A 19,297-nucleotide genomic window follows, 5' to 3' on the forward strand; every position below is an offset into this window, starting at 1 on the left:
CCCGGCAGGGGCCGCCGCGACGCGCTCAGCTCTCCAGATGGCGCGTCGTCAGGATGATCTTGCCGATGTGATCCTCGTCCATGTGGCGATGCGCATCGGCGGCCTTCTCCAGCGGATAGACCTCGTCGATCAGCGGCTTCACCGTGCCCGCTTCCAGGAGCGGCACCACCTGATCGGTCAGTTCGGACGCGATCACCGCCTTGAAGCTGACCGGCCGGTTGCGCAGGGTCGAGCCGGTGAAGGTCAGCCGCTTGCGCATCAGCGGCGTCAGGTCGATCTGCGTCTTCGGCCCCTTCAGGAAGGCGATCTGCACGATCCGCCCGTCCTCGGCGGCGAGCTGCAGATTGCGCGGCGTGTACTCGCCGCCGACCATGTCGAGGATCACGTCGACCCCCTTGCCGTCGGTCTTCTCGCGCAGCGCCTCGACGAAATCCTGCGTGCGGTAGTTGATGCAGTCCTCGGCGCCGAGGGATTCGGCCGCCCGGCACTTGTCGTCGCTGCCCGCCGTGGCGAACACCCGCGCCCCGAAATGCTTCGCCAGCTGGATCGCCGTCGTGCCGATGCCCGACGTGCCGCCATGTACGAGGAAGCTCTCACCCGCCGTCAGCTTGGCCCGCTGGAAGACGTTGTGCCAGACGGTGAAATAGGTCTCCGGCACGCCGGCCGCCTCGATCATCGACAGCGATGTCGGCACCGGGATCGCGTTCACCTCGGCGACGGTGGCGTATTCGGCATAGCCGCCGCCCGGCACCAGCGCCATCACCCGGTCGCCGACGGCAAAGCGGCTGGCGCCCTCGCCCAGCGCCACGACGGTGCCGGCGATCTCGAGGCCCGGCCAGTCCGGCGCGTCGGCCGGCGCCGGATACATCCCCTGGCGCTGCATCACGTCCGGGCGGTTCACCCCGGCCGCGGCCACCGCCACCAGCACCTCGCCGGCGGCCGGCTTCGGCACCGGCCGCGTGCCGGGCTTCAGCACCTCGGGTCCGCCGAATCCGTCGAGAAGGGCTGCCTGCATGTCCTGGGGTATCGTCATGGTCTGCGTGATCTCCGTGTTGGCCGTCGCCACGAAACGTAGAGAAATTCCTACGAAAGCGAACCACCGTTAAGCCCTGAGTAAGGTTTCCGGGGTTTAACTGAGATCAGTCCAGATTGAAGGAACGCCGGATTGATGGATAGACGGAGCGGTTTCCGCCCCGTTTGACGCCTCCCTGTTGAAAACTCCTGAAGGGCCGCTCACGCGGCCCCTTTTTTTGACAGACCGGCGGAACCGTCCCGCCCCTGCCGCGCTTGCTTAACAGCAATTAACCTTGTCCAGCGCCCTCGCTTGCAAAGCCTTGGTAACGGACGCACCCTGTTCTCGTTCGACGACCGCGCCCTGTTCGCGGTCCGACCGATTCTGGCAGTGCGAAAAGGTGTCCGCGATGGGGAGTGAATTCGGCTCGATGACGATCCAATCCAACGGCACATCGGACGGCGACCGCACGATCCGGCTCGCCGAGCATCTGGCCTTCTCGCGCTCCTTCCAGCCGCTGTTCAACCAGGGCATGGCCCTGGTCGACGAGACGGCGATCTATCTCGACGGCGCCGGCCGGGTCGAGGCGAAGGCGCTGTCCAAGCACGGCACCACGCTCTACGCCGCCGAATCCATGCGCCTGACCACCCGGCTGATGCAGGTCGCCTCCTGGCTCCTGCTCCAGCGTGCCGCCAACCAGGGCGACATGTCGCGCGCCCAGGTCGAGGCCGAGAAGGTCAAGGTCCGTCTCGAAGGCCTCGGCAGCGCCAAGGATTCGCCGAATTACGGCGAACTCCCGGAAGCCTTCCGCGATCTCGTCGAACGCGCCCTCATGCTGGAGCGCCGCATCGCCATGCTGGATCGCGAGATCTATGGCGAGAACGCCGCCGAGCCGGAGCATGCCGCGCGCAATCCCGTCGGCGAGCAGATCGACCTGCTGAAGACCGCCTTCCACGGCTGATCGCTCCCCGCGGTCGGCAACAGGCGGTCGCCCCGTCTGCGGGTCCATGGCCCGCCCTTGAGCGACGCAGGCGACGGTGTGTTCGCCGCCAAGCCGCAACCGCCCTCGCCTCCTTGCGTTCGCTCCCCACCCTTCCAGCGAACCCAGGAGACGACGCGATGCGCGTGATCCAGCTCAGCAAGCCCGGCGGCCTCGACCAGTTACAGCTCGTCGAGCGCGACGCACCGGGCGCGCCCGGCCCCGGTGAAATCCGCGTGCGGATTCGCGCCAGCTCCCTCAATTTCCACGATTACGGCGTCGTCAGCGGCCGCATGCCGACCGAGGACGGTCGCATCCCCATGTCCGACGGCGCCGGCACCGTGGAGGCCGTCGGCGACGGCGTCAGCGCGTTCACCGTCGGCGACCATGTCGTCTCGACCTTCTTCCCGCTGTGGCTCGATGGCGAACCGCCGGTGGCCGACTTCAGGACCACGCCCGGGGACGGCGTTGACGGCTATGCCCGCGAGGAGGTCGTGCGTCCCGCCACCTGGTTCACCCATGCCCCGAAGGGTTTCAGCCACGCCGAAGCCGCCACCCTGACCACCGCCGGCCTCACCGCCTGGCGCGCCCTTGTCGTCGATGGCGGCATCAAGGCCGGCGACACCGTGCTGGTGCTGGGCACCGGCGGCGTCTCGATCTTCGCCCTGCAATTCGCCCGGCTGATGGGGGCCCGCGTCATCGCCACCTCCTCCTCCGACGAGAAGCTGAAGCGGCTGCGCGAGATGGGCGCCGACCACACGATCAACTACAAGCGCGACGAGAGCTGGGGACAGACCGTCCTCGACCTCACCGAAGGCCGCGGCGTCGACCACGTCATCGAGGTCGGCGGCCCGGGCACATTGCCGCAGTCGATCACCGCCTGCCGCATCGGCGGCCACCTCGCCCTCATCGGCGTCCTCACCGGGCGCGCCGGCGAGGTGCCGACCGCCGCCCTGATGGCCAAGCACCAGCGCCTGCAGGGGCTCATCGTCGGCAGCCGGCGGCACCAGATGGACATGGTCCGCGCCATCGACGCCATCGGCCTGAAGCCGGTCATCGACCGCAGCTTCGCGCTGGAGGACATCGCCGACGCCTTCCGCCACGAGGAATCGGGCGCGCATTTCGGCAAGATCTGCCTGGAATTCTAGGCGCCGATCACCACCGCCGGGCGGCGCGGTTTTGCACCGCCCGGCGCGTTAGACTTTGGTCTCATCTTGCGACCCGGGGCGGCCGGTGCAGCGTTTCCCGCCATCGTGATCGCGGCCCGCAACGCCGCGCGCAGGCCCCGCCGGACCCGCAACCTGGCGCGCCCGGATATGCCTCTTCCGTAAACGTAAATCGCACGCAAGCCCTTGCAAACCATCGGCTTGCGGCTGCTCCACCTGCTGCAGCGCCGTTGCGCCTTGCCGCCACCCCGCGATCGGCTGGCCCTGCCCGGCGCGCGGCCTTCCTCACATGAGCGGCTGCTCAAGACGGTTGGCTTCCGCCTTGATTGACGTGGAGTTTTTAATCGGCAATCTTGCACGCGCTGGGAGGCAACAGGTCATTCCGAGTTAATTCATAAGGGAGGAGTAGATAATGCTGCGCCGCAATAACAACGTTGAGAGCCTGTCCAAGTCGAATGACGGCGTTTCTCGCCGCAAGTTCCTGAGGGGTGGCGTCGTTGCTGCGGGAGCGGCTGCCGGCACTCTCGCTGCGCCGGCCGTGCTGGCCCAGTCGCCGCTGGTCGTGAAGATGCAGACGTCCTGGCCGGCCTCGGACATCTGGATGGATTTCGCCCGGCAATATGTCGAGCGTGTCGAGACCATGTCCGGCGGCCGCCTCAAGATCGATCTCCTGCCGGCCGGCGCCGTCGTCGCCGCCTTCCAGGTGATGGACGCGGTCAATGACGGCGTCATCGATGCCGCCCATTCGGTGTCGGCCTACTGGTACGGCAAGAACAAGGCCGCCTCGCTGTTCGGCACCGGCCCGGTCTTCGGCGGCAACCCGACCACCATGCTGTCGTGGTTCTACCAGGGCGGCGGCAGCGAGCTCTACAAGGAGCTGACCCAGGACGTCATGGGCCTGAACGTCATCGGCATGATGGGCTTCCCGATGCCGGCACAGCCCTTCGGCTGGTTCAAGGAGCCGGTCAACTCGGTCGCCGACATCGAAGGCTTCAAGTACCGCACCGTGGGTCTGGCTGCCGATCTGATGCAGTCCATGGGCATGAGCGTCGCCCAGCTTCCGGGCGGTGAAATCGTGCCGGCGATGGAGCGCGGCGTCATCGACGCCTTCGAGTTCAACAACCCCTCCTCCGACCGTCGCTTCGGTGCGCAGGACGTGGCCAAGAACTACTATCTCGGCTCCTACCACCAGGCGAGCGAGGCTTTCGAGTTCCTGTTCAACAAGGACTTCATGGAGGATCTCGACGACGACCTGCGGGCCATCATGGAATACAGCGTCGAGGCGGCCTCCACGGCCAATACGGCGCTCGCCCTCAACGAATATTCCAAGGACCTGCAGGAACTGCAGGACGTCGACGGGGTGACGGTCCGCCAGACCCCGCCGGAAATCCTGGAAGCCCAGCTGGAAGCCTGGAAGCAGCTGATCGTCGGGCTCGAGGAAGACACCTTCTTCAAGAAAATCCTCGACAGCCAGCGCGAATGGGTCGAGCGCGTCTCGTACTACGAGCTGCTCAACTCGCCGGATTATCGTCTGGCCTACAACTTCTTCTTCCCGGGCAAGCTGCCGAGCTGACGCCGGCTGCGTCGAAGAACGGAATGTCCGGCGGCTGATACCGCCGGACATTTCTGTACGAGGATCGGGAGTCCATGATCGCATTCATTCGTTTTGCCGACGCCCTGTCGGCAGCTTTCGGCAAGGCCTTTGCCTGGCTGATCATTCTCATGACGTTCGGGACGAGCTACGAGGTCTTCGTGCGATACGTCCTCGGATCGCCGACCCCCTGGGCCCTCGACGTCTCCTTCATCATGTACGGCACGCTCTTCATGATGGGCGGCGCCTATACGTTGTCGCGCAGCGGCCATGTCCGCGGCGACTTCCTCTACCGGATGTGGAAGCCCCGCACCCAGGCCATGGTCGACCTGGTGCTCTACGTCTTCTTCTTCTTTCCCGGCGTCACGGCGCTGATCCTGGCCGGCTGGAAATACGCCGCGCGCTCCTGGCGCTACGGCGAGGTCAGCGTCAACAGCCCGGCCGGCATTCCGATCTACCAGTTCAAGACCGTCATCGTCGCCGCCGGCATCCTCCTTTTCATCCAGGGCATTGCCGAGATGATGCGCTGCATCCAGTGCATCCGTGGCGGTGAATGGATCCGGCCCGAGGAAGACGTTCAGGAAACCGAGGACACCGTCCTCAACAAGGCGACCGCGGCCGAGAGAGATGCCCATCCATGAGTGACCCGCAACTCGCCCTGTTGATGCTGGGGCTGTTTATCTTCCTCGTCTTCCTCGGCTTTCCGATCGCCTTCACCCTCATGGCGATGGGTATCGGCTTCGGCTACTACGCCTATTTCGACCCCAACCGCATGTGGCGCAGCTACAACCGGCTCGACGAGCTGGCCTCCAGCTGGGACAGTTTCACGCTCTGGATAGACGGGTTCTTCAGCAACACGGTCTTCGACCTGTTCATCAACCAGACCTATACGGTGATGGCGAACGAGGTGCTGACGGCCGTCCCGCTGTTCCTGTTCATGGGCTACATCGTCGAACGCGCCAACATCGTCGACCGCCTGTTCACGACGCTCAACATCGCGTCCAAGAACATGCCGGGCTCGATGGGCGTTGCGGCGCTGATCACCTGCGCCCTCTTCGCCACCGCCACCGGCATCGTCGGCGCCGTCGTCACCCTGATGGGCCTGCTCGCCCTGCCGGCGATGCTGAATGCGCGCTACGACAAGTCCTTCGCCTCGGGCATCATCTGCGCCGGCGGCACGCTCGGCATCCTGATCCCGCCTTCGATCATGCTGATCGTCTATGCGGCGGCCTCCGGCGTCTCCATCGTCCGGCTCTATGCCGGCGCGCTGCTGCCGGGCCTGATCCTCGTCGGCCTCTACCTCGTCTACATCATCGGCCGGTCCGTCCTGCAGCCGAGCGCCGCCCCGCGCCCGACCAAGGACGAGGTGCCGGACGTGCCGTTCCTGCGGCTGACCTTCATGATCCTGACGTCGTTCCTGCCGCTGGCCTTCCTGATCCTCGCCGTTCTCGGCTCGATCCTGTTCGGCCTCGCCACCCCGACCGAGGCGGCGGCCATCGGCGCCCTCGGCGGCATTCTGCTGGCCGTCGGCTATAGGGCCCTCACCTTCCAGCGGCTGCGCGAATCCGTCTATCTGACGGTCCGCACCACGGCGATGGTCTGCTGGCTCTTCGTCGGCTCCTACATCTTCTCCTCGGTCTTCTCCTATCTCGGCGGCGAGCAGGTGATCTCGGAGTTCGTCCGCGGCCTCGACCTGACGCCGCTGCAGTTCCTGCTGCTCGCCCAGCTGATCATCTTCCTGCTCGGCTGGCCGCTGGAATGGTCGGAGATCATCATCATCTTCGTGCCGATCTTCCTGCCGCTCCTGGAAATGTTCGGCATCGATCCGCTGTTCTTCGGCATCCTCGTCGCCCTGAACCTGCAGACCTCGTTCCTGACGCCGCCCATGGCCATGTCGGCCTATTACCTGAAGGGCATCGCGCCGCCGGACGTGAAGCTGACCGACATCTTCAAGGGCGTCCTGCCCTTCCTGATGATGGTCTTCCTGGCGATGGCGGTGGTCTATCTCGTCCCGCAGTCGGTCTACTACCTCCCGGAAGTCTTCTATGGCCGCTAGGAGTTCGCTGATCGACCTGCCGCCGCTCGACCTGCGCGAGCGGCTGGCAGGGGGCGCCGCGCGCGCGGCGGAGGTCGCCGACGCCGCCGCCGCCCGGGTCGAGAGCGATCCGGTGGCGGCCGCCGCCTTCGCCTGGTTCGACGCCGATTTCGCGCGCCGTCAGGGCGTCCATCTCGACACCCAGCGGGGGCGCCTGCGCTCCATCGGCGCGCTGCACGGCCTGCCGGTCGCCGTCGACGACATGATCGACGCGGCGCGCATGCCGGCCATCGCCGGCTTCGCCCCCTTCGCCGGCCGCGTGCCGGAAGCCGATTCCGCCATCGTCGAGCGCCTGCGCTCGGCCGGTGCGCTGATCGCCGGCAAGACGGCGGTGCGCGAACTCGGCATCGGCCCTGCGGTCCAGTCGACGGACAGCGATGCCCCGGCCACCGGCATCGACGGCTGCGTCACGGCGGTCACCCGCGGTGCCGCCTCGCTCGGCGTCGGCATGTCCGGCGATGGCGCGCTGATCCGCTCCGCCTCGGCCAGCGGCATCACCGGCTACACGCCGACCTTCGGCGCCATCCCGCGCCGCGGCGTCCGCGACGTGGCCCCCAGCCTCGACGCCCCGGGCGTCTGTGCCCGCAGCATCTCCGGCGTCGCGCTCCTGGCCGAATGCCTGTTCGGCAACGATCTGGCCGACCCCTCGACCGAGGCGACGCCGCATCCGCAGCTCCTCGCCCAGGCCGGCATGACGCCGCCCGTCGTGCCGACGCTGGCGATCGTGCGCACGCCCTGGTGGGACCGCGCCGATCCGCTCACGCAGGAAGGCATCGGCGAGGTCGCGAGCGAACTCGGCGAGCGCTGCTTCGACGCCGACCTGCCGGAGATCTTCGCCGACGGGCTGATCCATGCCGAGCGGGTCCGGCTGGCCGAGGCCGCCAAGAACCTCTACGGCACGCGCCAGCGCTACCCCGGCGCCGTCTCGCCCGAGCTGACGGCCCTCTTGGAACAGGGCGACGCCATCCTCGCCCGCGACTACCTCGCCGCCCTCGACTGGCGCGCCGTGCTCTATGCGGGGCTGGAGGCGGTCCTGTCGCGCTGCGACGCCATCCTCACCCCCGCCGCCATCGGTCCGGCCCGGCCCGTCGTGGCGCCGGAGGGCGAGAACGTGTTCAATGCTCTGTGGACCTTCCTCGGGGTGCCCTGCGTGACGCTGCCGCTGCTCGAGACCCCCGATGGCCAGCCCATTGGCGTCCAGCTCGTCGGCCGGCGCGGCGAGGACGGCCGCCTACTGCGCACCGCGCACTGGCTCGAAACGCAACTGACCAACGGGAGCGCCTGACATGACACTGGAACGCAAGCTGTCGCTGGTGGCCTACGCCGTCCTGTGCGCCTTCCTGCTGATTCTCATCGTCCACGTGCCGTCGCCGGATCTCGGCCTGGTGCTCCTGGCGACCGTGCTGCTGGCCGGCTACGACCTGTTCTTCCACGATCCGACGCCGAAGCCCTGACGCGCGTCGCGCGCGGCGACCTCGGCACGCGACCGCGCGGCCCCGCCGCGCGTCGCTTCCGGACCCCAGACAGCAAAAAGCCCGGCACGATGGCCGGGCTTCTTTCATGTCGACTCCGTGTCGGCCTCTTACATGCCGAGGCCTTCGTACCGCTTCTTGAAGCGCGACACGCGACCGCCGCGGTCCAGCAGCTGCTGGTTGCCGCCGGTCCAGGCCGGATGGCTGGTCGGATCGATGTCGAGATTCATCTTGTCGCCGTCAGAACCCCAGGTCGACCGGGTCTGATACTCGGTGCCATTGGTCATCACGACGGTGATCGTGTGGTAGTCCGGGTGGATTTTGTCTTTCATCGCCTTCGATCCTTGGGTCTGGCCGGATCCCCGCCAAACCGACACAGCTGCGGACAGGGCCGCCTGCAGGTCTCGATGTCGCGGAGTTGGAAAGCGCGATCGCTTTCAAATTCGAGGACGAGCCTATACATGAGGGCACCTGTCGGCACAAGAGCCGGAGGCCATCCCCGTCGCGGTGTGCGCGGCGGGTTCATGAACTGCGAGAATGACTGGAGGCGGGCTTGCGCCAGATGACAGCCGGCGAGCGCGAAGCCGAACGCAAGCGCCGCGACCTGAAGCCCCTCGCCCGGCTGATTCCCTATCTGAAGCGCTACAAGGCCAAGGTCGCCGGCGCGATCTTCTTCCTGTCGCTGGCGGCCCTCACCACGCTCTCCCTGCCGCTTGCCGTGCGCAGGGTGATCGACAAGGGCTTCGACGCCCCCAGCACCGCCTTCATCGACACCTATTTCGCCATGCTGGTGGTCCTGGCCGCCGTCCTCGCAATCGCCAGCGCCGGCCGCTACTATTTCGTCATCACGCTGGGCGAGCGCGTCGTGGCGGATCTGCGCAAGGATGTCTTCTCCCGGGTGACCCGCCTGTCGCCGGGCTTCTACGACCGGGCGCTGACCGGCGAGATCGTCTCGCGCCTGACCGCCGACACCACCCAGATCAAGTCCGTCGTCGGCGCCACCGCCTCGCTGGCCCTGCGCAACGCCATCCTGTTCATCGGCGCCGTCGTCATGATGGTCATCACCAGCCCCGGCCTGTCGCTGATCGTCATCGCCGCGATTCCCGTCATCATCGTGCCGCTGGTCGCCTTCGGCCGTTCCGTGCGTCGCCGCTCGCGCTACGCCCAGGACACGCTGGCCGACGCCACCGCCTATGCCACCGAGGCGATCGGCGCCGTGCGCACCGTCCAGGCCTTCACCAGCGAGACCGCCACCGGCAACCGCTTCGCCGCCGCCGTCGATCGCGCCTTCCAGGCCGCCCGCGCCTCGGTCAGCGCCCGCGCCTTCCTCACCGCCTTCGCCATCTTCCTGATCTTCTCGTCGATCATCGCCGTCCTGTGGATCGGCGCCCAGCAGGTCACCGAGGGCACCATGAGCGGCGGCACGCTCGGGCAGTTCCTCCTTTACGCCGTCTTCGCCGCGGGCGCTGTGGGCCAGCTCTCGGAGGTCTGGGGCGAGATCGCCCAGGCCGCCGGCGCCGCCGAGCGCCTGTCCGAGCTTCTGGCCGAGGAACCGGCCATCCGCTCGCCCGCCGATCCCGTCGCTCTGCCCCGGCCGGCGCGCGGCGAGGTCGTCTTCGACCGGGTCAGCTTCGCCTATCCGACGCGGCCCGACGTCTCGACGGTCCACGACCTGTCCTTCACCGTGAAGCACGGCGAGACCGTCGCCATCGTCGGCCCGTCCGGCGCCGGCAAGTCGACCATCTTCTCGCTGATCGAGCGCTTCTACGATCCCGATGCCGGCCGCGTCCTGATCGACGGTGTCGACGTGCGCGCGGCCGATCTGGAAGAGCTGCGCAGCCGCATTGCCCTCGTCCCCCAGGACGTGACCATCTTCGCCGCGACCGCCGCCGAGAATATCGGCTTCGGCGATCCCAACGCCTCGCGCCCGCAGGTGGTCTCGGCGGCCCGCTCGGCGCTGGCCGAAGGCTTCATCGAGGCCATGCAGGACGGCTACGACACCGTGATCGGCGAGCGCGGCATCACCCTGTCGGGCGGCCAGCGCCAGCGCGTGGCGATCGCCCGGGCGATCCTGCGCGACGCGCCGATCCTGCTCCTCGACGAGGCGACCTCCGCCCTCGACGCCGAAAGCGAGATCCTCGTCCAGCGGGCGCTGGAAAAGCTGATGGAGGGCCGCACGACGCTGGTCATCGCCCATCGCCTCGCCACGGTCCTGAAGGCCGACCGCATCCTCGTCCTCGATGGCGGCCAGATCGTCGAGGAAGGCACCCACGCCTCGCTGATCGCCAAAGACGGCATCTATGCCCGTCTCGCCCGCCTGCAGTTCGAGGCCGGCCGCACCGACGCGATGCTCGGCGCCGCCGAATAGCACCGCGAACGCGGCGTCCCGCAGCGCGCCGCGTCACCTCCGGGCGAAGCGTCGTACCTTTGCCGCGGACCGCCGGACCCTGCGCCCGCAAAGCCCGGCGTCCCGGCTAATCCACCTCGGGCATGGTCGCCGTCACCTCGATCGCCGCATACCAGGCGGCCAGATCGGCGATGTCGGCGTCTTCCAGACCCTGCGCGATGATCGACATCTGCTGGTGCTGGCGCGCGCCCGAGCGAAACGCCTTGAGCTGTTCGGCGAGATAGAAGGCGCTGTCGCCGGCGATGTTCGGGGCATCGGGCGCTGTCGCGACGCCGTCGAGGCCGTGGCAGGTGGCGCACATGGCGGCCTTCTCCTTGCCGGCCGCCAGATCCGCGGCCATGGCGGCGGACGAGGCGAGAAGAAGCAGCGCCGCGGCGAGGCCACGCGGCAGGAACTTGGTCATGGGGGTCATCCGTCTGGAGGGTGGCGGGCCGCCCCGGTCTCCCGGCGCGGCCCTGTCGGCGTCAAGAACGCCTATTTGGTGTAGGCGATCCGGTAGATCGCGCCCGCCAGATCGTCGGAGACCAGCAGCGAGCCGTCCTTCAGCGTCGCCACGTCCACCGGGCGGCCGATATATTCGCCGCTGTCCGACAGCCAGCCCTCGGCGAAGACTTCCGTCTCCTTGGCCGAGCCGTCCTCGTTGAGCGAGGTGAACATCACCCGCGCCCCGATCGGGTCGGTCCGGTTCCACGAGCCGTGCTGGGCCGAGAAGATGCCGCCGCGATATTTCCGCGGGAAGCTGTCGCCGTCATAGAAGGTCATGCCCAGATCGGCCGCATGGGCGTCCATCTCGACTTCCGGCATCACCACGTCGGCGGGGATCTCGGCGTTCTTGTACTCGTTGGTGCGCACGCTGCCGCCGCCATACCAGGGGAAGCCGAAATCCTGGCCGGACGCGGTCGCCCGGTTCAGCTCGCCCGGCGGGATGTCGTCGCCCATGCCGTCGACCTGGTTGTCGGTGAACCACAGCTCGCCATTGTCGGGGTTGAAGTCCATGCCGACCGAATTGCGCACGCCGGTGGCGTAGACCTCGCGGCCGCTGCCGTCGCGCTCCATCCGCACGATGCCGCCGATGCCCTCGCGCTTGTAGAGGTCGCTCTTCTCCTCGGGCGGCACGTTGTAGGGCTGGCCGAGCGAGACATAGAGCTTGTTGTCCGGCCCGATCCGGCAGACGCGGGCGGTGTGATTGAAGGATTCCTCGGCGGCCGGAATCAGCTCGCCCTTGTCCACCACCACGCCGACGGCCACGTCCGGGCTCTCGTAAAAGAACTCGGCGGCCGGCAGCACCAGCACCCGGTTCTGCTCGGCGATGAACAGGAAGCCGTCATCGGAGAAGCAGACGCCGTTCGGGATGGTGAAGTCGATCGACGGGGCGAACTGCTTCACCTCGTCGGCCACCCGGTTACGGTCGCGGTCGGTGATCGCCCAGACGGTCTGCTTGCGGGTGCCCACGAAGGTGGCGACGCCCTGCGGGCCGACAGCGATGTGGCGGGCGTCCGGAACCACCGCGTAGAGCGAGATCTCGAAGCCGTCCGGCAGCGTGATCGCTTCCAGGTTCTTGCGCAGCTGGTCGGCATAGCCGCCGGTCTGGTCGATGGTCTGGAAATCCATCGATGTACCCGTCGACTGCATGCCCTGCAGCTTTTTCATGTTGTCGTCGGATTGCGCCGCCGCCGGCGACACCGCCATGAGTGCGAACACGGCGACCGTGCTCATCAGGATCCTGTGCATGTTTCCTCCCCTGCCGCGCTGGGCGCGATCGTTGTGGAGGGGGTGCCCTTCCCCTCGGGCAGGATGCTGGCATGCACTTCGCGACATCGTCAATCATGCACCGCCCACCGACGGCGGCGGGAGGCGCGCCGCAAGGTCGCAGCGTCTCGGAGGCTCGAGATGACGCGGCGGCTCAGCGTTCGGTCAGCTTGAACTCGATGCGCCGGTTGCGGGCGCGGGCCTCGGGCGTGTTCTCGGGATCGATCGGCTGGTATTCGCCGAAGCCCGTCGCCGCCAGCCGCTCGGGCGGCACGCCCTGGCTGATCAGATACTTGACCACCGCGCCGGCGCGCTCGGTCGACAGCTCCCAATTGTCCTCGAACCGGCCACCGGAGATCGGCACGTTGTCGGTGTGCCCGTCGACCCGGATGATCCAGTTGATGTCCGACGGGATCTCGCGATTGAGCGCAACGATCGCCTCGGCGAGCTTGGCCATCTCGTCGGTGCCTTCCTCCTGCAGGACGTCCGACCCCGAGGGGAACAGCACTTCCGACTGGAACACGAAGCGGTCGCCGACTATGCGGATGTTCTCGCGATCCGACAGGATCTCGCGCAGCCGGCCGAAGAAGTCCGAGCGATAGCGCGACAGCTCCTGCACCCTTTGGGCGAGCGCGACGTTCAGGCGCCGGCCGAGATCGGCGATCTTGGTCTGGCTTTCCGCGTCGCGGCTCTCGGACACCTCCAGCGCCCGCTCCAGCGCGCCGATCTGCTGGCGCAGGGCGGCAAGCTGCTGGTTCAGAAGCTCCACCTGCGAGCGGGCCCGCTGCGACAGCTCCTGCTCCTCGCTGAGCGCCGTCTGCAGGCCCTCGACCCGGGCCGAGGCGGCGGCCGCCGAGCCCGATCCCGATTCCAGCGCCTCCTGCAGGCGCGAGCGCTCCTCCTCGATGCCGGCGAGCGACGCCCGCAGATTGGCGATCTGGTCCTCGTTGTCCTGGGTGGTCGAGCGCTCCAGCGCCAGCAGCTGGGTCAGCTCGTTGATCTGGCTGTTCAGCCGGTCGAGCACCTCGTCCTTGCCGGTGATCTCGCGGCTGAGCAGGAACTGCGCCAGCACGAACACCGACAGAAGGAACATGATCGCCAGGAGCAGCGTCGACAGCGCATCGACGAAGCCCGGCCAGTAATCGACCGACCGATCGCTCCTGCGGTTGCGCGACAGCGCCATGGCTAGGGTTCCTTGCGCTTGTCGCCGAGACTGCCGGCGAGCCGGTCCAGCACCTGCCGCAACTCGCGCTGCTCACCGGCCTGGGTCTCCACGAAGTCCCGCAGCATCTGCTGCTCGCTGCGCATGTGGGTGACGAGGCCCTGGATGCTCTCGGCCAGATTGGCCATGGCGGCGCTGGTGCGCGGCGTCGTGGTCTGGTCCTTGGCGATCTTGTCGATCTGCTCGGACAATTGCCGCAGCTGCTCCGAACCGCCGGCGGCCACCTGCGCCCCCTCGCCCGTCGGCGGCAGCACCATGTCGGAGCCGACATCGGTCACCGAGGACAGCCAGTTTTCCAGCTCGGTATAGAACCGGTTCTGCGCCCGCCCGACCTGCAGGTCGAGAAAGCCGAGCACCAGCGAGCCGGACAGGCCGAACAGCGACGAGGAAAACGCCGTGCCCATGCCCGACAGCGGCGCGGCAAGGCCCGCCTTCAGGGCGTCCAGAACGCTGGCGGTGTCGCCGGCGGCCGGATCGAGGCCCTGGATGGTCGCGCCGATCGAGCCGATGGTGCGCAACAGGCCCCAGAACGTGCCGAGCAGGCCGAGAAACACCAGCAGGCCGATCAGGTAGCGGGCGATGTCGCGGGTCTCGTCGAGGCGCGTGGCGATCGAATCGAGGATCGAGCGCATCGAATGGGTCGACAGCGAGATCGAGCGCCGACGACCGATCAGGCCGCGCATCGGCGCCAGCAGCACCGGATCCTTCAGCCGGTCGAAATCCGACGAGCCCTCGCGGAAGGCGTTGACCCAGCGGACCTCTCGCGACAGCCGCAGCACCTGCAGGAAGGCCAAAAGGATGCCGACGGCCAGTACGCCGATGATCAGGCCGTTCAGCCCGGGATTGGTGGCGAAGGCGGTGGAGATCTGCCGGCCGAGGATTGCCGCCACGAAGGAGGCCAGCGCCAGGAACACCAGCATCGACCACAGGAAGACCATGGGGCTCGACAGCCGGTTCGGATCGAAATCATCCGGCCGCCCGGTGTTGTCCGTAGACGATCTGAAGACCTGCATCGCGTTCCAATCAACTCCGCCGGTTCGGGTCCACGGCACGGACCCCGCTGCCCGCGTTCACTCGAACCATAAGGCAAGGTAAGGAATAATGCGGCTCTTTTAAACGCCCGTTACGTCGCCCCGCCAGCCGTCCCCTGCCGTCTGCCCCGGCCGACGATGCGGCCGCGGTCGTCTCAGCCGTTCTGGGCGGCAGCCGTGCGCTTGCGCTCGGCCAGGGCGATCTGGTCGCTCAGCGCCTTGCGCATGAACTCGTTGCCGCAGACCACGTCGCCGATCTCGTGGTCGAACTTGGCGCCGTTCATGCCGCTGATGAAGCCGCCCGCCTCGCGCACCAGGATCGAACCGGCGGCCACGTCCCAGGGCTTCAGCTTGCGCTCCCAGAAGCCGTCGAGCCGGCCCGCCGCCACATAGGCCATGTCCAGCGAGGCCGCGCCCATGCGGCGCACGCCCGAGGTCTCGCCCATGATCTGGCGCAGCTCGTACAGATAGCCGGCATGGTCACCATGGCCGAGGAACGGCGTGCCGGTGCCGAACAGCGCTTCCGCCAACGACTTGCGGGCCGCGACCCGCAGGCGCCGGTCGTTGACGAAGGCGCCGCCGCCCTTTTCCGCCGTGTAGAGTTCGTCCATCGCCGGGTTGAACACCACGCCGGCAACGATCTGGCCGTCACGCTCGAGGCCGATCGAGATGGCGAATTGCGGAATGCCGTGCAGGAAGTTGGTGGTGCCGTCCAGCGGGTCGACGATCCAGCGGTGCTGCGGGTCGTTGCCCTCGACGACGCCGCGCTCCTCCATCAGGAAGCCCCAGTCCGGGCGCGCCCGCGACAGCTCCTGGTGGACGATCTCCTCGGCCCGGCGGTCGGCATTGGACACGAAATCCGCCGGTCCCTTCATCGAGACCTGCAGGTTCTGCACCTCGCCGAAGTCGCGGATCAGGGAACGGCCGGCCTTCATGGCGGCCTGCGTCATCACATGGAGAAGCGCGGATCGGGCCATCGTCTGCTTTCGTCGAATAAGAGAGGGCCGCCCGGATGGCGGCCGCCGTCAGGAAATCTCGGGCTCAGCCTCAGTCGGCGCGGCGCAGATAGGTGATCTCGTTGGTATCAACGAGAATGCGCTCGCCGGTCTCGATGAACGGCGGCACCATCACGCGCATGCCGTTCTCCATCACCGCCGGCTTGTAGGAGGAGGCCGCGGTCTGGCCCTTGACCACCGGGTCGGCCTCGACGATCGCCAGCACCACCTGGTCGGGCAGCTTGATGCCGATCGGCTTGTCCTCGTGGCTTTCCACCGTGACCATCATGCCGTCCTGCAGGAAGGCCGCGCGCTCGCCGACGAAGTCCTTCTGGAGCTCCAGCTGCTCGTAGGTCTCGGTGTCCATGAACACCAGCATCTCGCCCTCGGCGTAGAGGAACTGGTAGTCCTTCTGCTCCAGGCGGACGCGCTCGACGGTCTCGGAGGCGCGGAAGCGCTCGTTCAGCTTGGTGCCGTCGATCAGGTTCTTCAGCTCGACCTGGGCGAAGGCGCCGCCCTTGCCGGGCTTCACATGGGCGGTCTTCACCGCCGCCCACAGGCCGCCATTGTGCTCGATGACGTTGCCAGGGCGAATTTCGTTTCCGTTGATCTTCATCGATGCTCTCGAAGGGTTCTCGCGTCGGCGACGATCCGGTCGCACGGCAGCGGCAGCGTTATTGATCGGCAGGCTCGCTCGCCGGAAGGGGGCGGCCGGCCGGTGCCGGGCTCCATGCCTTCGTCTGACGATCTCTGCGGGTCGGGGCTCAAGACCATAATTTACCCCGCCATTCAAGCCTTGTGGCGGGTTTCGGCTGTCCCGCTCAGCGCGAACGGAACCGGTTGGCCGCCTCCAGGGCCGACTTCTGGGTCTGCGGATCGAGCCCGCGGAAGAAGTCGTCGAGGGTCGGGTCGGAGTTTTCCACCCGCTTGGCCAGCACCGCCCATTTCGCCGCCTGCAGCCGGTCCGGCGCGGTTCCCACGCCGTCTTTGTAGAGATGCGCCACCCGGTTGATGGCGATGGGATTGCCCCGGTCGGCCGCCCGCTTGAGGAAGCGGAAGCCGTCCTCCAGCTGCGGCGGGCCGCCCTTGCCGTTGATCAGCCAGATGCCGAATTCCACCTGCGCCGCGCCGAGGCCGTTGATCGCCGCCGCGCGCAGCCATTTGCGCGCCACGGCGCTGTCGGCCTGCACGCCGCGGCCATACTCATAGAGCTGCGACATGGCGTATTGCGCATCGGCGACGCCGGCATTGGCGGCTTTCTGGAAATAGCCGAAGGCTTCCTCGAAGCCGCCCGAGGGCGAGGCCTGGACGATCATCTGTGCGTAATTGTACTGGGCCAGCGGCAGGCCCTGCTCGGCGGCCGCCGCCATCAGGTCGCGTGCCTTGGCGATGTCCGAGGCGACCACGGTGCCGTCCAGCAGCATCAGCGCGAAGCGGAACTGGCCCTCGGCGCTGCCGGCCTTGGCCGCCGCCTCGTACCAGTGCGCCGCCTTCTGCAGATCCTGCGGCACGCCGAGCGCCCGCGAATAGATCTCGCCGAGCAGCGTCTGCGCCGCCGGGTCGCCGAGATTGGCGATCGGCTCGGCCAGCTTCAGCGCCGTCAGGTAGAAGCCGCGCTGATAGGCGCCGTAGGCCAGATCGCTGGGGGACGGCTGCTGGCCTTCCGCCGGCGGCGTCTCGGGCGCGACCTCCGCCGGCACCGGCAGCGCCTCGCCCTGCGCGCCCTCGGTCAGCGTTCCCTGATCCAGCGCCGCCGGATCAGCCGTCGCGGCCTCGGCCGGCGCATCCTCGCTCTGGGCCCAGGCCGGCCCGGCGCCGATGATCAGCGCCGCCAGCCCCGCTAAAAGGACAAGCCGCCCGCCGGCCGCTCGTTCGGGTGCTCTCATGCGGCCGCGCTTTCGAACCAGGCGTCGATCAGGGCATTGGCCCGCGCCACCATCTCGCCTGCCGCATCCGGCTGCGCGAAGACGGCAGCCGACAGGGCGATGAACTCGGCTCGCGTCGCCGCGGCCTCCACCACGCTCTCGATGTCCGAACCGGCCAGGACGATGCAGGGCAGTTCGACGATCTCGGCCCACCATTCGCCCATGGCGATGCTCTTGGGATGCGGGTTCGGATCGACGTCGCCGCCGAACCGGCCGAACAGCAGGTAGTCGGGGCGCAATTCGCCGGCTTCCAGCGCGTCGTGGCGGGTCTCGAAGCCCGAGGCGCCGACGATCAGCTTCGGCGCGAAGCGCTCCATCGTCTCGCCCAGTTCGGCCGGATCGCCCGACGTCATGTGGATGCCGTCGGCCTGGACGCGGCCGGCGCAGCGCGTGTCGTCGGCGACGATCGCCGCGGCGCCCGACGCCTGGATAATCGGCACCAGCTTCTCGGCAAGGTTCTGGAAGGAGACGGCGTCGCGGCCGGCCGGGTCGAGAATGACCGAGGCGACGTCGCCGCCGGCAAGCGCGGCCTGCACGGCCGTCACGGCATCCGCGTCGCCGAGCGGCGTGGTCAGGAGTACGAGCCGGGGACGGATGTATTCGGTGTCCATCGAAAATGTTGACCTTGCATGTCGGGCGCCGATCGTCGTGTCGGCCGTTTCGCGAAAGGCTTTAGCAAATCACTCGCCGGGTGGGAAACATCCGCCGCGCCGCGGCCGCGACCACGGCCCGATGCCCCGGCGCATCCCGCCGGATGCCGCCATCGCCCGCAGTTGCCATGGCGGTGTGACGGTTCTACTCCTGCGGCACCTTCGTTTGCTGACTCCCACCGGAAGCCGTCCGCCGCGTGATCACCGACCCGCTGTTCTATCTCGTCGCGATCCCCGCGGTGCTTCTCGTCGGCCTTGCCAAGGGTGGCTTCGGCGGCGCGCTGACGCTGGTCGGCGTCCCGCTGATGGCCGTCGTCATCTCGCCGGTCACCGCAGCGGCGATCATGCTGCCCGTGCTGGTGGCCATGGACATCGTCGGCCTCGTCGCCTGGCGCGGCACCTTCGACCGCCGCGTCATCGCCATCATGCTGCCGGCCTCCTTCGGCGGAGTCCTTCTCGGCTATCTCACCGCCACCATGGTTTCCGCCGATGGCATCCGCCTCGTCATCGGCCTTTTGGCGCTGTGGTTTGCCGCCGAATGGTTCTGGCGCTCGCGCCATCAGCTCGAGCCACGGCCGCGCAACACCGCCAAGAGCCTCAGCTGGGGCGCCATCGCCGGCTTCTCCAGCTTCGTCAGCCATGCCGGCGGCCCGCCCTTCCAGGTCGCGGTCATGCCCCTGCGCCTGCCGCCGCCGGTCTATGCCGGCACTTCGGTGCTGTTCTTCGCCTCCACCAATGCCGTCAAGCTGATCCCGTATTTCCTGCTCGGCCAGTTCTCGGCCGACAATCTGGCGACCTCGGCGGTGCTCATGCCGCTGGCGCCGGTCGCCACCCTTGCCGGCGTCTGGCTGGTGCGCCGCGTCGACCCGAAGGCCTTCTACTGGATCGCCTACATGGTGCTGGTGCCGGTCGGCCTGAAGCTCATCGTCGATGGCGCCCGGGCGCTGTTCTTCTAGGGCCCTCTGCCGGCGTTCGGCGCAATCCGCCGTGACGCGCGCCTCCC

19 protein-coding genes are annotated in these 19,297 nt (G+C 67.9%); 9 read left to right on the forward strand and 10 right to left on the reverse strand.

Annotated elements, in window-relative coordinates; translation table 11 throughout:
• Positions 1 to 25: 25 nt before the first annotated feature.
• Positions 26 to 1,033, reverse strand: a complete 1,008-nt coding sequence (locus H536_RS0102065; RefSeq protein ID WP_024348884.1) for an NAD(P)H-quinone oxidoreductase — start codon at positions 1,031 to 1,033, stop codon at positions 26 to 28.
• Positions 1,034 to 1,421: 388 nt separating this feature from the next.
• Here H536_RS0102065 and rcdA point away from each other — a divergent pair, with 388 nt between their 5' ends.
• From rcdA to H536_RS24880, 7 genes are all read left to right on the forward strand, one after another.
• Positions 1,422 to 1,973, forward strand: coding sequence for a protease adaptor protein RcdA (rcdA, locus tag H536_RS22310; RefSeq protein WP_228240260.1), 552 nt, complete (start codon positions 1,422 to 1,424; stop codon positions 1,971 to 1,973).
• Positions 1,974 to 2,131: 158 nt separating this feature from the next.
• Positions 2,132 to 3,139, forward strand: a complete 1,008-nt coding sequence (locus tag H536_RS0102075) for a zinc-dependent alcohol dehydrogenase family protein (RefSeq protein WP_024348886.1) — start codon at positions 2,132 to 2,134, stop codon at positions 3,137 to 3,139.
• A gap of 430 nt (positions 3,140 to 3,569) precedes the next feature.
• Positions 3,570 to 4,730 (forward strand): TRAP transporter substrate-binding protein, encoded by a 1,161-nt coding sequence (locus tag H536_RS0102080; protein ID WP_024348887.1) that lies wholly within the window; start codon positions 3,570 to 3,572, stop codon positions 4,728 to 4,730.
• Between the two features lie 74 nt (positions 4,731 to 4,804).
• Positions 4,805 to 5,389 carry a TRAP transporter small permease subunit gene (locus H536_RS0102085; protein ID WP_024348888.1) on the forward strand — a complete coding sequence of 195 codons (585 nt, stop codon included), beginning with the start codon at positions 4,805 to 4,807 and terminating at the stop codon, positions 5,387 to 5,389.
• Positions 5,386 to 6,804, forward strand: a complete 1,419-nt coding sequence (locus H536_RS0102090) for a TRAP transporter large permease (protein ID WP_024348889.1) — start codon at positions 5,386 to 5,388, stop codon at positions 6,802 to 6,804. The genes H536_RS0102085 and H536_RS0102090 overlap by 4 nt, the downstream gene beginning before the upstream one ends.
• Entirely contained in the window at positions 6,794 to 8,128 is a 1,335-nt protein-coding gene (locus H536_RS0102095; RefSeq protein ID WP_024348890.1) for an amidase, read from the forward strand. The genes H536_RS0102090 and H536_RS0102095 overlap by 11 nt, the downstream gene beginning before the upstream one ends.
• Position 8,129: 1 nt before the next feature.
• On the forward strand, positions 8,130 to 8,297 hold the full coding sequence (locus tag H536_RS24880; RefSeq protein ID WP_169513613.1) for a hypothetical protein: 168 nt from the start codon (positions 8,130 to 8,132) through the stop codon (positions 8,295 to 8,297).
• A gap of 128 nt (positions 8,298 to 8,425) precedes the next feature.
• On the opposite strand, the gene rpmE is transcribed toward H536_RS24880, so the two are convergent.
• A complete protein-coding gene (gene rpmE / locus H536_RS0102105; RefSeq protein ID WP_024348891.1) occupies positions 8,426 to 8,647 on the reverse strand; it encodes a 50S ribosomal protein L31 in 222 nt (73 codons plus the stop codon).
• A gap of 230 nt (positions 8,648 to 8,877) precedes the next feature.
• Here rpmE and H536_RS0102110 point away from each other — a divergent pair, with 230 nt between their 5' ends.
• Positions 8,878 to 10,683 (forward strand): ABC transporter transmembrane domain-containing protein, encoded by a 1,806-nt coding sequence (locus tag H536_RS0102110; RefSeq protein WP_024348892.1) that lies wholly within the window; start codon positions 8,878 to 8,880, stop codon positions 10,681 to 10,683.
• Positions 10,684 to 10,789: 106 nt separating this feature from the next.
• On the opposite strand, the gene H536_RS0102115 is transcribed toward H536_RS0102110, so the two are convergent.
• The 8 genes from H536_RS0102115 to H536_RS0102150 form a co-directional block, all read right to left on the reverse strand.
• Entirely contained in the window at positions 10,790 to 11,125 is a 336-nt protein-coding gene (locus tag H536_RS0102115) for a c-type cytochrome (protein WP_024348893.1), read from the reverse strand.
• 71 nt (positions 11,126 to 11,196) lie between these two features.
• Positions 11,197 to 12,453, reverse strand: coding sequence for a PQQ-dependent sugar dehydrogenase (locus H536_RS0102120; protein WP_024348894.1), 1,257 nt, complete (start codon positions 12,451 to 12,453; stop codon positions 11,197 to 11,199).
• A 172-nt stretch (positions 12,454 to 12,625) separates the two neighbouring features.
• On the reverse strand, positions 12,626 to 13,654 hold the full coding sequence (locus H536_RS0102125) for a peptidoglycan -binding protein (RefSeq protein WP_024348895.1): 1,029 nt from the start codon (positions 13,652 to 13,654) through the stop codon (positions 12,626 to 12,628).
• Positions 13,655 to 13,656: 2 nt separating this feature from the next.
• The gene (locus tag H536_RS0102130; protein WP_024348896.1) at positions 13,657 to 14,706 is read right to left on the reverse strand and encodes a MotA/TolQ/ExbB proton channel family protein; all 1,050 of its coding nucleotides are present in this window, start codon (positions 14,704 to 14,706) and stop codon (positions 13,657 to 13,659) included.
• Positions 14,707 to 14,879: 173 nt separating this feature from the next.
• The gene (locus H536_RS0102135) at positions 14,880 to 15,701 is read right to left on the reverse strand and encodes an inositol monophosphatase family protein (RefSeq protein WP_024348897.1); all 822 of its coding nucleotides are present in this window, start codon (positions 15,699 to 15,701) and stop codon (positions 14,880 to 14,882) included.
• 70 nt (positions 15,702 to 15,771) lie between these two features.
• Positions 15,772 to 16,335, reverse strand: coding sequence for an elongation factor P (gene efp / locus H536_RS0102140; RefSeq protein ID WP_009208693.1), 564 nt, complete (start codon positions 16,333 to 16,335; stop codon positions 15,772 to 15,774).
• Between the two features lie 205 nt (positions 16,336 to 16,540).
• A complete protein-coding gene (locus H536_RS0102145; RefSeq protein WP_024348898.1) occupies positions 16,541 to 17,605 on the reverse strand; it encodes a tetratricopeptide repeat protein in 1,065 nt (354 codons plus the stop codon).
• Complete coding sequence (locus H536_RS0102150) at positions 17,602 to 18,255, reverse strand: thiamine phosphate synthase (protein ID WP_024348899.1); 654 nt, start codon at positions 18,253 to 18,255, stop codon at positions 17,602 to 17,604. Before H536_RS0102150 ends, H536_RS0102145 begins: the two co-directional genes overlap by 4 nt.
• Positions 18,256 to 18,491: 236 nt before the next feature.
• Between H536_RS0102150 and H536_RS0102155 the strand changes: the two genes are divergently transcribed.
• Positions 18,492 to 19,250: a sulfite exporter TauE/SafE family protein gene (locus tag H536_RS0102155; protein WP_024348900.1), complete on the forward strand. Its 759-nt coding sequence runs from the start codon at positions 18,492 to 18,494 to the stop codon at positions 19,248 to 19,250.
• Positions 19,251 to 19,297: the final 47 nt, after the last annotated feature.

This window comes from Aurantimonas coralicida DSM 14790 (assembly GCF_000421645.1).
GTDB classification, from domain to species: domain Bacteria; phylum Pseudomonadota; class Alphaproteobacteria; order Rhizobiales; family Rhizobiaceae; genus Aurantimonas; species Aurantimonas coralicida.

Bases quoted from the DNA above. Each gene is read 5' to 3' on its own strand.
- H536_RS0102095 (WP_024348890.1), top strand. From the start codon at position 6,794: ATGGCCGCTAGGAGTTCGCTGATCGACCTGCCGCCGCTCGACCTGCGC.
- H536_RS0102080 (WP_024348887.1), top strand. From the start codon at position 3,570: ATGCTGCGCCGCAATAACAACGTTGAGAGCCTGTCCAAGTCGAATGAC.
- H536_RS0102090 (WP_024348889.1), top strand. From the start codon at position 5,386: ATGAGTGACCCGCAACTCGCCCTGTTGATGCTGGGGCTGTTTATCTTC.
- H536_RS0102065 (WP_024348884.1), bottom strand. From the start codon at position 1,033: ATGACGATACCCCAGGACATGCAGGCAGCCCTTCTCGACGGATTCGGC.
- H536_RS0102150 (WP_024348899.1), bottom strand. From the start codon at position 18,255: ATGGACACCGAATACATCCGTCCCCGGCTCGTACTCCTGACCACGCCG.
- H536_RS0102130 (WP_024348896.1), bottom strand. From the start codon at position 14,706: ATGCAGGTCTTCAGATCGTCTACGGACAACACCGGGCGGCCGGATGAT.
- H536_RS0102120 (WP_024348894.1), bottom strand. From the start codon at position 12,453: ATGCACAGGATCCTGATGAGCACGGTCGCCGTGTTCGCACTCATGGCG.
- efp (WP_009208693.1), bottom strand. From the start codon at position 16,335: ATGAAGATCAACGGAAACGAAATTCGCCCTGGCAACGTCATCGAGCAC.
- H536_RS24880 (WP_169513613.1), top strand. From the start codon at position 8,130: ATGACACTGGAACGCAAGCTGTCGCTGGTGGCCTACGCCGTCCTGTGC.
- H536_RS0102110 (WP_024348892.1), top strand. From the start codon at position 8,878: ATGACAGCCGGCGAGCGCGAAGCCGAACGCAAGCGCCGCGACCTGAAG.
- H536_RS0102075 (WP_024348886.1), top strand. From the start codon at position 2,132: ATGCGCGTGATCCAGCTCAGCAAGCCCGGCGGCCTCGACCAGTTACAG.
- H536_RS0102135 (WP_024348897.1), bottom strand. From the start codon at position 15,701: ATGGCCCGATCCGCGCTTCTCCATGTGATGACGCAGGCCGCCATGAAG.
- rcdA (WP_228240260.1), top strand. From the start codon at position 1,422: ATGGGGAGTGAATTCGGCTCGATGACGATCCAATCCAACGGCACATCG.
- H536_RS0102125 (WP_024348895.1), bottom strand. From the start codon at position 13,654: ATGGCGCTGTCGCGCAACCGCAGGAGCGATCGGTCGGTCGATTACTGG.
- H536_RS0102115 (WP_024348893.1), bottom strand. From the start codon at position 11,125: ATGACCAAGTTCCTGCCGCGTGGCCTCGCCGCGGCGCTGCTTCTTCTC.
- H536_RS0102145 (WP_024348898.1), bottom strand. From the start codon at position 17,605: ATGAGAGCACCCGAACGAGCGGCCGGCGGGCGGCTTGTCCTTTTAGCG.
- rpmE (WP_024348891.1), bottom strand. From the start codon at position 8,647: ATGAAAGACAAAATCCACCCGGACTACCACACGATCACCGTCGTGATG.
- H536_RS0102085 (WP_024348888.1), top strand. From the start codon at position 4,805: ATGATCGCATTCATTCGTTTTGCCGACGCCCTGTCGGCAGCTTTCGGC.